We start from the raw sequence: 13,723 nt of genomic DNA, 5'->3' as shown, positions 1-13,723 counted from the left end.
GCAAGGGCGGAGGGCGCGGCAGGGGAGGAGGGCGCGGCAGGGGAGGCAGCGGTTGGTGGTAGGAAGGTTGTGGCTGGTGGGCGACCTGGCCGGCCGGGCAGCGGGTTCGTTGTCCGGCCGGCCAGGTTGTCTACCAGCGTGACGGTGCGGCGGGCGGTTGAGGCGGGTGTTCGGGCGGATCTGGGTGTTCTGCCGTATCCGGTGACTGGTCGGGTGTCGCGCCGGTGGCGGACGCTGTTCCTGCTTTCGGGGTGGGCGGGGCTGCACGGGGCGGGTCCGGGCGAGGCAGCCCAGCTTGTTGAGGCCGTAGCCCGTGACGGGGCCGTGCATACCGGTAGGCGTGGTTCGTTGGCTGGTTTGGCTGACTGGGTCAGCGAGAACACGGTGGTGGACGGTGAGGTTGTCGCCGGTCCGGCTGTTGACTGTGTGCCGCGTGCGGCGGCGGCGTTCGCCGCTATGCATGGACGTCGGGCCAACCGTGTCATTGATGACCGTGCGCTGACCGGCCTGCCTGGTTTGCTGTTTGCCCTTGACGGGGTGGCTGAGCCGGTTGGGGATTCGGCGATCGTGTGGGATGCGGTCACCAAGAATCCTGGCGTTATGGCGTTGGTCGTAGCGCAGCCTGACGGCCAGCGTGCGCATGTGTTCTGGCTGGTGGCCGATGACCGCTCCGGCGTTGTTATTGCGCGTTGGGTTGACACGCAGGTGCCGGGTGCCTTCGACCGTTCGGCTACCGCCCCGCACACCGCCGTCAGTGTTCTGGGCGAGGGTGGGGTGGATTGGTGGGCCCAGCAGCTGAGCTTGCCGACCACCCGGGTTCTGCTGCTCGACCCGGGCGGCCGGCCGACAACGATCGCCGGACTACTCGGCAGGCCGACCGCCTCAAGCCGGTATGGTCGTCTGCTCGATGCGCTGCTCGATCCGCCCATCGGCCCACGCCAACCCGGCGTATTCCCCGGGCTTGAGGCCCCTATTGGGGCACCGCCCTCGGCCGAGCAGGTCCTGCAGTCCTGGCTGAACGTCGCCCTAAACTCGGCCGAGTCACAGCAACTATTCGAACAGCATCGTGACGTCCTGCTCAGCCCCGCCAGCATGGCCCTGTTAGAGGAGGAGCTCACCAAAAACCCGGGCCTACTCGTACACGCCGTGCTCCTGGATCTCGCTGGGTTAAACCGTGCCGACATCGGTTACCGCCTGCTGCAGGAGAGCAGCCCCGATGGTCGTAGGCGTGTGCTTTTCGGCTCCTTCACCACGGCCGACCCCGTCCTGCTGTATGGCCTGGGTGTCCTGGCAGCGGCAACCGCGGATACGCCAGCGGGCGAAGCGGACGGGATCATCGCACAGGCGATCGTGGATGGTTGGACTAGCGGCAACCGGGCTGAGATGCCCGCGATAACCGAGCGGCTACGAAAGGTGCTGCCGAACCTGCCGAAGCCCCAGCGCCGCGAGTGGGCTGGCCAGCTCAGCCGTCTGGCTGAGCGGTGGGTCAAAGACCTTCCTGCCCCGCCACCGCATAAGTACGTCGATTCGACCGATATCGAGCCTGTTGATCCGCAAGATGCTCAGCTGGTCGACAATTTGCTGGGCATGTCGCCGGATGAGCGCGCCCAGGCCCTGGGCTCGCTCAAGCCGGAACACCGCTACTGGCTCGCGGGGAACACAGCGTTCATCGACGGGCTGAAGGACAGGCTGTCGCCTGGCGAGTTCGCCACCGCCGCCGCCTGGCTCATGGTCTCCGTCGACGGCCGGACGCATCAGCCCGTCTCGGCGGGTCGGGAGGCCCGGGCCCTGGTGGCTTGGATGCTTCAGGACGCCGACACGGCGCGGCGTGTGTTAACCAACGGCGTCCGGGTGGTCGTGATCCCCAAGGACGTCTCGCTGACCGACGTGGGGCCGTTCCGCAGCTCGAAGGGTCAAATCGCCGGCGGTGTGGCGGGGGGTGGACGTAGCTGGGACACGATACGTGGGGCGGGTTACGGCCGCGTCTATGCAGTGCCGGAGGAGGACCTGCTCGGCGGGGACACCACGATCGGAGATACGCTCCGCAGCGAGGACGGCTCCTCCATCGCCACCCATGAATTCGCGCACGCGATCCACCTGCACGGGCTCTCGGGCGCCGACCAGCGGCTGATCCTGCTCGCCTTCTACGTCAATCTCCTGGACCCGGACGCGGACACGCCGGACGGCCCCCGCATCGACTTCGACGGCAATGAGGAGATCCCCTACGCCCACGCGGACGACCAGGAGTTCTTCGCCCAGGTCTGCAACGCCTACCTGGGCACCAACCACGGCACTGATGCCAGCACCGGCCAGTCCCACAACAACGGGGCCGACTGGGTGCGCGCCACGCAGCCTCTGCTGGCGCCGTTGATGGCGACGCTGTTTGGTCCGGATCCGTCGCAGGTGCATCCCGCCCCGGCGAACCCGGTCAAGGCCACCTACGCCGAAGAGGCGATGTATGACGGCTTCCGCAACCTCTGGGACGGCCAGGCCCAGCACAAGCCGCAGGCGGACCAGAACCCGCCCTCGGACGAGCAGGTCCTGCAGTCCCTGCAGGTCTGGCTGAACGCCGGCATCTGGTACTCACAGCAACTACTCGAACAGCATCGCGGCGACCTGCTCCAACCCGTGAGCCAGTCCCAGCTCGAGAAGATGATCAAGAGTGAGCCGCACCGGGCAAATTGGCTGTTCGCACACTCCATACTCCTGCGTCTCGCCGAGATCAACCGTGTCGACCTCGGTTACCGCCTGCTGCAGGAGGAAAGCGTCGACCAGCGTAGGAATATGCTCTTCCACTCCTTCGCCGAGGACGACCCCGTACTGCTGTATTGCTTGGGCGTCCTGGCACGGTTAGCCGGCAGCAGCACGTCAGCGGGCAAAGTAGACGGGTTCATCGCGCAGGTCGCCGCACTAGCCTGGGGTAACCAGGACATGTCCGGGCATATCGGTCAGTTGCCACAGCTGCTGCCGGCCCTGCCCCCACAACTGCGCCGCGAGTGGGCCGAACAGCTCACAAGGCTGGCCGTCCGGCACGACAACCACGGCCCGCTGCGTGACCTTCCCGCACTACTGCAGCCGGCCCTCAAACTCGATACCGGCCACCAGGAGAGCTTGGCCCCCGCAGCGTCGTCACCCGAATCCGATGTGCAGCTTGTCGGTGACGCGTCGGTGACCACCGGGCCTGAGGTCACGTTCTTCGATAACGAGCCGCAGGTATTGTCGGCCGAGGCGATCAAGCGGGCGTATCCGTGGTTGGGGCAGGTGAACCCGTGGCGTGACATTGGTGGGGATTGGACCACCAACTGTGTGTTGGCCGCGATCGGGACGGACCTGTCGCTGCAGGAAGATGTCGGCCATCAGGTTCCGCCAGAAAAGCCGGTGGGGTTGGAGTTTCTGGAGAACTATGCCAACGCCAGGTTCGCGACGGTGGCGAACGTGGAGGCGTTCGTGGCGGCGATGTGGGTGGCGCCGGTAGGCGCGCGGGGCCTGGTGGTGTTGTCGCGTCCAGGCGGACAGCTGTCACATGTGTTCAACGCAGTACGCCATCAGGATGGGGTGGCGCTGCTGGATGGGCAGTCGGGCACCCCGGCTCGGGTACCCGCAGATGTGGCACGGATCCAGTTCGTGGCGCTGACCAACGGCATCAAGATCACGCCATCAACACCAGGCAGCGATAACAACCAGCACGTCCTAGTGGGCGCTGACCACGAACCCGAACCAGCAGGGCAGTCGGAGGCCGTTACCGGTTCGGTGGATGAATCGGCAGATGAAGGGTCATCTGATGCCGGTTCTTTCGCCGAAGAAGACCCGGTCGGGCAGTCGCTGGAGTCCTGGCTGAGCGCCAACAACTGGGACGAGTCACGCGCTCTGCTCAACCAGCGTCGCGACGTTCTGCTCAGCGACGGCAGCAGGGCCAGGCTCGCACAGATGGTCAACGACAAACCGGGTGACCCGCAGCCACAGCTACACGCCACGCTCCTGAGTCTCGCCGGCAGTGACCATGCCGACCTCGGTTATGAACTGCTGCAGGAGGACAGCCTCGACGGCCGCAGACGCGTACTCTTCGGCTCCTTCGCCGAGGACGACCCCGTACTGCTGTATGACCTGGCCTGCCTGGCATTGGCAACCGCGGACACGCCCGCGGGCATAGCGGAAGCGTTCATCGCAATGGCCGCCGGATTAGCCTGGAACAACGTTGACCTGTCCAGCCTCACCGCGCAGATAGCATGGGCGCTGCCGCAGCTGCCCCCGCCACTGCGTGACGAGTGGGCAAGCCAGCTCATAGGCCTGGCCGTCTGGCACCACGACTACGACCAACTGCGCAATCTTGCCGCACTACTGCAGCCGGACCGGGAACGTGATGCGTCCTCGGGTACACCGTACGGTCCGTCCCGCTCCGCCGCTGAGCCGCAGCCGATCCGGGGCGCCTTCACCGACGATGACGGGCTCGCTCAGCTTGCCTCGCCGGCTCCGGTAACCAACCAGCCGGTGGACCCTGCCCAGGATCCTGTATGGGGCCCTGTTCAGGACCCTGAGCTGGTGAGGGAATCGACGCCGCTCGGCTTCCGGCTCACCTCGCGGGGCCCGCACCTCGTCCTAGAGCAGCCCGGCTGGCGGGTGCCGGAGGGCGTGGTAGAGGTCGTACCGCTGCCCGACCGGATCACGATCGCGGTGGCGGCGGCACCGGACCTGCCAGCCAATGCGCTCGCGACCGCTATTACTTCGATGGTCGAGATGCTCTACCCGGAGCACCCACCGTCGTTGCGGCTGCTCGTGCATGGCACCGGCTCCGGCAACCAGGTCGCGCAACGCGTCCTCTGGTCGCTGTCCGACCCCGACCTGGACGTGCTCGCACCGACCGGCGCCTGGAGCGTCACGCCGAATGGTGAGCTCGCGTCGCCGGACGGCTGGCTCCGGTACATCTGGCAGGGGGGACCGGTCGACGTGACCGAGCTGGTCGGCGCGGGGCAGCCGTCGGGGCAGCCGCGCGTCGGCCCTGAGCCGGTGATCCCGATGCCCGTCGACCGGCTGGCGGCGTGGGTCGACACGATCCTGGGTGCCGCGCAGGATGACGACAACGGGCTTGTACGGCTCGATATGGTCTGCCGGGCGTTCTACGGCGGCGACAGCGCGGTCGGGCAAGACTCACCGTGGACGGCGTTCGGCCCCTGGCAGCCCGCCGGCGCGGATCAGATCGGCGACAGCCTGCGGCTGCGTGGCTCGGGTAGCACCGCCTATGTCTCCGGCCGGCTGCCGGACGGCCGGCGCGGTTACGGCGGGGTCCGCAACGAGAACGGCGAGCTGTTCTGGATCGACGTCACCCGCGACGCGGGCGAACCTCGGGTGAGCCCGTTCAGCGGACGTTTGCCGCTCGACGACCCGGCCGCGATCGTCGTCGATCGCACTGGTTACCGGGATGATGTGTCCGACGGCGATTCGTCCGACGGCGAGCAGAGCATCGTCTTGAACACGGCCGAGTTCTCGGAGGGCGACGCGGCGCGGACGCCGGCTCAGCTCGCGGAGAGGCGCCCGGTCGGCGAAGGGCCTGCCAGCGACGCGATCATCGAAGGGCCCTTCAGCGACACAATCATCCACGGGCTCGCCGCACACACTGTCTTCCTGCGGATCGTAGGCCTGCCGCTTCCTTCGCTCGTCATCGTCGGGCCGGAAGGCTCGGAGCGGGCCGACTACGCGCGTGACGAGCTCCTCCACTGGGCGGATCGCTACGCGGATAGGCTGCTCGAATACGTCGATGAAGTCGGAGCGCCGAACCCGGCCAATGGCTGGGACGTCGGCGAGGCGCTGCGAGACGCGATCACTGCCAGCTCAACCGGGACGAACGGGGAGCTCAGAATCGAGTGGCACGGGGCTCGCGGGCGATGGATACCGCAGCAACTACGGCAGTCCCTCGTACCGGCGTTAACTGTCGCCGATGCGGATGATCCGCGCTCGCCTGGCTGGTGGTGGGCGTTGGATCCGGTGCGCGGCGTGGAGGTCGACCTCGCCTCGATCGGGTCTCCCGATTTCCGTCGGGTGGCCCTTGCCGTTGACCCGGATGAGCCGATCGCCTTCGACCACGTCGAACTCGGGACCGACCGCGACTTGGCCGGGTCCACCCCACAGCCACCGAGGCAGACACCGGTGCAGGTTGTGCGGCTGCGGCTGGACTGGCAGCCGGACGGCGTCGCGCCGGAGGTGGTGGACACGGTCCGGCGGCGGGCGGTACAGGCCGTCGCCGCCGTGAACGAGCGTTTCCTGCTGCCTGGTGGCGTCCAGTTCCATCTGCATGTGGTTGGTCCCGGCCGTACGGCCGAAGGCGGGCAAGACGTGCACCATGTCATACGGGTGGGGCCGTCTGATGCCGGTCCTAGCGGCCCGGACGGGCCGGAGTTGTTGCGCCGGTTGCTGCGGCTGCTCGGGGTCCGCGACGTGGACGCGGTCCGCACTGGCGACGACGGGCGGCCGTTGCTGTCGCCCCGCGCACTGGCCCAAATCTGGGTGGTGGCGCGGACGAGCCCGAGCAGCGGACCGCTCGACGAGATCGGGACCCCGTCCTCCTCCAGCCCTGCCGGTCCTGTCGGTCCTGTCGGTCCTGTCGGGCTTCCTGAGGGACCCGGCTCCTTGGAGTCGTACCAGGCGATCACCGGTTCCACGGGCAAGGGCAACAGGTCTCGCTCGGTGCGGCCCCTGCCCAACGGGATGTGGCTGGTCCCGCCGCCGCCCGAGGTCCGTGGCGTGGAAGTGTCCGTCGAGGAGCTCGCGGCGGTCGTGGCCGGTATGACAGTGCCCGAGGGCGCTGTCGTGGTCACTGGCTACGTTGACCACACCGGGGGCGGCCTGGCCGCTGACGGGGAGCCCCGGGCCGTGCTGCGCGTGCCTGACCTGATCGACGCAATTTCTGGCGACGATGCGCTAACGATCGGGGAGCGGTCCGAGCCGCAGCGCCGGGTGCTGGTGCTCTACCTGCGCGGCGACGGGCAGCCGAGCGAGCAGGTGTCCATAAGCGAGCGGGTGGCCAGAGCGGTGCAGGCCGAGATCGACGATCGGACGATCCTCAGACTGCCGACGCCGCACGGGGTGGTGGTTGGCCGATGGTCGGCTGGCTTGTTCGCGTGGTACGTCGGGACTCCGGGCGTGAGTGAGCTGTTCGGGCCGCGGTGGTCGTTGGCCGATGCTCTGGATGTGGCACGCGGCCACACCCCGCCCCCCATTGATCTGGACCGCGAGGTGCGTACGCGGCTAGCCGGCGGCAGATCGCACTACCCCGACCAGGTGCTGGCCGCGCTGGTCGGGGAGCGGGCTGGTGACCACGGATTGGGGCTGTCCGCCTACCGGCGCAGGGCCGCCGTCGAGCTGACCACCGGTACGCTGGACAGGGTTCGGGTGCCGGTGCGTGCCGACGCCACGGTGCTGGAGCAGTTGGAGGCCGCCCGCGGGTGTCTGCGGTGGTGGGGGTTGCGGGAGGTCGCCCCGGCCGTTGCCGCGTCAGTGCCGGTCCAGCTCGGTGCCGGGCTGGCCGCGTTCGTACTGCGACTGCCGGCCACCGACACGGAACCCGCGGTGTCCGCGTTCGTGCTGCGTGCCGTCGATATCGACGATCCTCACGACCCCTACCAGCGCGACTGGGACGTGTGGGTCAACCGCTACCGTGGCGCTGACGGTGTGGTCCTGGCCGCGGTACGGATTCCACACGACGTGGGGCGACAGAGGTTGGAGGAGGTCATACCGGGCGCCCTGTTGGGCAGGCTGGTGGTAGAGCCGGGGCAGCTGAGCGTAGACGGAAGCCAGCTAGAGTCTGCAGTGGACGGCGGCTCGTTGACCGCCGACGCGTACCGTGACCGGCTGGCTCCCACCCCTGACGGTCGCCCGCCGGTAGTGCTGCTGGCCCATCCCCTCACCACCGAAGAAGCCCCCGCGTTCGTCACCGGCCTTGCTACCTCCGCTGTGGTGGTCTCGCGCATCCAGGAGGTCGGGCCGCAGGGCCCTACCCGGACCTTTTGGCGGAGTATCGGCCAAGGCTTGGTGGGCCGGGTGGCCTACGAATCGCGGCACCTCGGCCATCTGCTGACCCAGGTCGCCATGTTGGACCGGCTGGTGCAGGAGTCGGGGAAGCTGAGCGGGGACGGCCGCCGGCTGCTGTCGGACGATGTCTGGTTGACCGCCGACGAGTATCGTGCCCGACTGGCTCCCACCCCTGACGGTCGCCCGCCGGTAGTGCTGTTGACCCATTCCCGCACCGCCGACGAAGTCCCCGGGTTCGTCGCCGACCTCGCCACCTCTGCGGTGGTGGTCTGGCGGCACGACGTCGCGCCGGAGACCGGGAACGCCGAACCGCGTACCCGGACCGTGTGGCGGGCTACCGGAGTAGGTATAGACGCCCAGGCGAATTCGGTCGGCGAGGTGTACGCCTGGCTGGGTGAGGGCGGCGGCCTGATGGGCGTCGGCGACGCCGTCCGGCGGCTGCGGGGCGGGCGGGTCACGGGGCCGGACGACCCGGCGGAGCTGGTGATCCGCCGGGCATTGGTGGACGCACCCGGCGTGGTCGGTAGTTCACCTGTGCGGGTCCGGGTCGCTTTGGCGGGCGACCCGAGCCAGGGCGGCTTCGACGACTTTTTCACTCGTGCCCGGCTGGTCATTTCCCTGCCAGCTGAGGGTGAGCCGACCGTCGAGCAGGTGGACCTGATGGTGCCGGCCCGGTTCGTACGGCAGCTGCGGGTCGAGGGCGCCCCGGACACAGTCCTCGACCTCGCCGCGCTACGCGACTGGGGCGCCACGCCAGTCGCCAGCCAGGAGACCGCCCGCACCTGGCAGTTCATCCTGCCGGCGCCGGTCGCCACGCCGCAGGAGGCGATCAGGCGGGCGATGGCGACGTTGCCCCCCTCCGTCGGCGTCCCGGCGGACGGCGGCGCCAACCTGGCCGCCCGCCTGCTCGCGGAGCTGAGGCCCCCGACCAGCACCCCCTCCGACGGGGGTTTCGACTTCGACACGGTCTTCTCCGACGGGTCGGACAGCACCGGTTCCGGCGGATTGGACAGCACCGGTGCGGGCCGGGTTGCCGCCATGCTCGGCGGCAGGTTCATGCCAGCGACCCGCGACGAGCTCCTCGCGCTCGGCACGAACTCGGTCACCCTGGTTCAGGCCCGGCGCCCGCGCGGGGGATTCCACTTCCTCCTGGCGGTGGGCATCGAGTCCGGTTTCTACCTGCTGGAGTTGGGACCCGAAGAGATCGTCGTCCCGGAGTCTGCCCTGCCGGAGCAGATCTGGCTGGTCGCCGAGCCGGCGGGTCAGCTCGCCCAACTCGACCTGTCGGTGCCCAACCAGCCCTGGCTGGTCGCACATGGCGCTGTCGCGTCCGCTGCGCCGCCGCCGTATATCCCACGCCCGGCGCCGCCGCCGCCGTATATCCCACGCCCGGTGTCGCCCGGTCAGGCGGCGGTTGACGCTGCCGCGCGGCCTACCCCCGACCTGCCGCTGTTCCCGCAGCCGGTAGCCGGCCACAGCCGTGCCGACGAGCCGGTGGTGGCGCCGCGGCAACCCGCCCCCGGCGCCGGGTACCTGGCGCATCGATGGCTGAACCAAAACCTTCCCGGGTCGGCAGTGAGCATCGACGGCCTGTCTCCTTTCGCACGCCAGCGGGCATCGGAGCTGGCCGCGAGGGCGGTACCGGAACAGGCGGGTATCGTCCGGCAACAGCTGGCCGATGCCCTGCCGGGGTTGGTTATCGAGCCCACTGACACGCTGTCGCAGGACGTGCCGCCCGAGGGCACCCGGATCTGGCTGGCCACGCCCGACGGGCAGGCCCGGGCCGCTTGGATGTGTGCGGACGGCCGGTACGTTGTCTTCGACCCGCAGCTCGGTACGGTCGCTCAGATTCCCGCGGCCGACTTCGCCCTGTGGGTGGGGGACCAGCCGCACACGTTCGTCGTCGCCCGCCCCGCCGACGTACCCGCGCCCCCAGAAGACGCCCCCCGCTCGTCGTCGCCGCGCGGCGTTTCTGGCAGCGGCCGTTCCGCGCCGGCCGGTGGGCCACCTGTGGCGCCGAGGGCGGCGGGGTCACCGGCGGTTGCGGCTGACCCGCGGACGTGGACCGCGGGCGATCGGGCCGTGGTGGCCTCGGGGGACGAACCGCGGGCGCTGCCCGGTTCTCCGGCTGGCGGTTCGATCCAGGATTCGGCTCAGCCGCGCGGCCAGCTGAGCGTCGCGTCGGCCGGACCTGCGGCACGGAGCGCGGCCGATCGCCGTTTGCCTTGGGTACCGGTGGTGAGGCCGGCGGACGGCCAACCCCGGCAGCAAGGACTGTGGTGGACAGTGCGCGAGGTGATCGTTCCGCCGCTTCCGTCCTGGGATGTGCTGCGCCAGCTGTCGCAGAACCCCCCTGGTAGGCGTCCAGCCAGGCCGGCGGCGTCGGGGCAGCCACCGGCATCGGCCGGGTCCAGGGCTGCTGGGTCTTTGACGGGTACCAACGTCCTGTCGGCTGTGGGGGCGGCGCCTGCGGTTGGCGCTACGACGGGGGCGGGTAGTCCGCCGGCGGGTCGGCCGCTGGCGTGGTCGAGCGTGGGCCGGCGGTTGTCCCCGTGGGCTTGGGAACAACTCCTCGCAGCGGTGCGTATCGCCAACGACACGGGACCGGCGGCGGGTCCCTCCATCGACCGGTTGGTCGGCTGGATGGCCGTTGTGCCACGGGACCGTGACAGCGGCTACGAACCGGGGCTGCTCGATTGTGTCCCCCTCGCCTGGGGCGCGTTCATCGCGATGCACGCACGGACGGGGAACCGTCAGGTCAGTGACTTGTTGGAGGATCCGACGGACCTGCACCCGCTGGTGGAGGCGTTGAACGGCACGTTGACCCAGGCTGATGGCGCCGTACTGCTGCCGGCGTTGCAGGCGCGGCCGGGTGCGATGGCGCTGGTGTCGGTACAGCCACCGGACCGAGAAAGCCACGCGTTCTGGCTCCTGTCCGACGCGCAGGGCGTTCTTACGCTGATCGACCCGATGGCCTCGACCGTTCCGCAGCCGGTCACACTCCCCAATGGCACCCGAGATGAACGGGTGACGTGGCTCGCGTTGCCGAACACCCAGGTTCTTTTCCTCGCCCCGGACGGGCGACCCGCTCCACCGGAGGTGTGGGCCGGCCCGCAACCCCAGGCCACCACATCGGCTAACCGAACCCCGCAGCAGCTGTTGGACCCGCCCGCCACCACACGCCACGGCATGTACCGGCCGCACCTGCAGGGTCATCGCGCGGCCGGTAGTTCGATGACGCCTGGTACGCAGCTGACGGGACCCGCGGGCACCGCAAGTGGGAAGGCGTGGGCGGCCGAGGTTCTGGCGGGCGATGTCCTGTCCCAACGCTCGGACACGCTGGCGGTTGTTTCGGCGGTCGAGTTGGCGGCTGTGGTGCGGGAGCGGGCGTGGAAGATTTTGGCCGAACCGGGGATGACTCCGGACTCTGGGCGGGCGCGGTTGGTGCACAGGCGTGCGCGGTTGGAGGAGTTCCTTCGCGTTGTGGAGCCTTTGCTGGTGCGGGCCTCTGCGGAGGTTTGTGTGCCGTTGGTCTCGACCGCGTATGGGTTGCTGACGGATGATGGCCGGTTCACGAACGTCTCGGTTGATGACAGTCATCTAACGACGACTGATCTGTCGCGAGTATTGGCCGGGCTCAACGGCGAGCTGACTGCGGTACGGGATGTTGACCTGAACGCATTGAAGACCCAGTTGCGGGCTAGCCCTGGGGCGATGGTGCTGGTGTCGGAGGATCCGCCCCAGCAGCGTGAAGGGCTTCCCGGGCCGCGGCACACGTACTGGTTGTGGGTCGATGACGGTCGTGGGGTGCGGCGGTTGGATCCGCTGCAGGCTGGCAGCTTCGCGAACGTTACGGAGGATTGGGTCGGCGCCTTGGCTGCCCACCCCGGTACGAGGATCGCGCTGTTCGACCCGGCGGAGCGGAAGTCGTCCAGCCTGGACGCCCTGCGGAGAACGACGGTCGACCGCACCGTCGAAGCGCTCTCCGACCCCGACAACGTCTTGCACAGACACGGCGCGACCGGCCCCGAGGTGGAAGGCCTCTGGATTATCGGACTGCCGCCCGCGATAGCCAGGGTGCGCCTCGGGGCTGTCCTGGCCGAACGACCCGGATTGGCGCTGGTGGTCGATAGGAGAGGCTTTTGGGAAACGGAAACCGGCCGTCTGTACCACGACCTTTCCGACGTTCCTAGGGGGATTCGCTCCCGTTGGGTAGTCAAACTTATCGTGGAAGTCCGCGGTCGCCCGATCGCCACTCTTGTCGGCGATGGCGGCCACGTGACTCGTGATTCCTGGTTTAACTCCTTCGGTAGGATCAAGGGGTGGTTGGACAGCGCCCCGATCTGGACGCGCGATAGCGCAGAATCCGGAGGAAATCTGCTTAGCGATCTTTCCAGCCTAGGATGGGAGATTGCGGCCATTGGCCGCAGGATGAGAATTTTCAGCCCCAACGTCCGGCGCGTGGATGACCTCTACGTCCAATACACGGTTGGTCTGCCATTGGCCACTCTGTACGAACTTTTCGGGTGGTTGCTCTCCGAGGATCGCGCATCCATTCATGATCGAGGGCCTCTCAGGGGCGGTCTGGCCTTCGGTGATATTGTAGGCGGTCTATTTCTGAAGTCGGCGACTGGTCACGAAATTCAAAAATATGCCCTGGAGCTGTTCCTTCATGTCGAGGAGTTTGTCGCTCTCCGTAGTTTCGTTGCCCTCACGTACATGCAGGTAGCTGCCGTGGTGAGCGATCTCTTCTCTTCTGAGGATACACTCGCCAAGAACCGGACCCCTGTCGCTCTGAGGAACCCGCTCCGAGTGGTCAGGGAGCAACTGTCGAAAGATTCGCAAACATTCCTCGGGGAAAATGCTGAGGAAATCGCACCGCTGTTCGAGCGCCGCTACCTTGACTGGAACCATCGTATGGTTCGTGCCGCCGCGCAGAACAAGGGTATCTCGGAAGTCGGCGACATCCTTGGACTGGAAGTCCGCAGGCCAGAAACCCCCGACTTCCGCATCAAGGATTATCTCAACAACGCATTGATTCCATCGCCCGGCGTGTCTTTGAGTCAATACGAGGCGCTTGGCGTAAATAGCTCCTCCAGTGATTACTCTCAGCTGGATACGAACGACGGTAGACGCCCGCTGCCGCTGCTGCTGTCGGAGTTGCGTGCATTCCGGGGGATTGAGGTAACCGCGGAAGAATTCAGGCAGCATTTCGCGGAGATTGCCGACGCGAGTGAGAAGCTGCACGATGATGCTGTTTACCTTCGTGATTTGGCCTCCCACTACCGAAGTGGGAAGGCGATGGTCAACCAAATCTGGCATGATCCGTTGGTGAAAGCCGTTTTGCCAGCGTTCGATTTGGTCCTTGCCCTGCAGGGGCAGTTGAGTGATTCGCCGTTCCTCAGCCGAGAAAACCTGGCAACCACCATTCGAATATTGGGAAGGATTCCACTCGTCGCTGGTCGAGAGGAATCGGGCTGGCAAGACGACCTCGACGTCATCAAGCAGAACATGCTAACGCTCATCGGGAAACTGCGACGGTATCGGGGAGCGCCCTCGGCGAACTTCTCCAACTCGATAAAGGAGGCGATAAGCAGGCTGCAAGATGTTGTGCAGCAGATAGAAGCGCGTAGTCGTTCCGGCCCGTTGTCGCCACCCCCACCACTAACCTCAGCCCTTCGTTAACGGCTGTCCATGGGCT

Annotated in this window: 1 protein-coding gene; it reads left to right on the top strand. The window is 67.7% G+C overall.

Translation table 11 applies throughout. The annotated features are described in order from the left end of the window. The first annotated feature begins 357 nt into the window (after positions 1–357). Positions 358–13,707: a toxin glutamine deamidase domain-containing protein gene (locus A6A27_RS41795; protein ID WP_143194461.1), complete on the top strand. Its 13,350-nt coding sequence runs from the start codon at positions 358–360 to the stop codon at positions 13,705–13,707. Positions 13,708–13,723: the final 16 nt, after the last annotated feature.

The organism is Micromonospora sp. CB01531 (assembly GCF_001905095.1).
Taxonomy (GTDB): Bacteria; Actinomycetota; Actinomycetes; order Mycobacteriales; family Micromonosporaceae; genus Micromonospora.
Note: the sequence above shows the minus strand (reverse complement) of the source record. Positions and strands in the feature narration are given on the sequence as shown.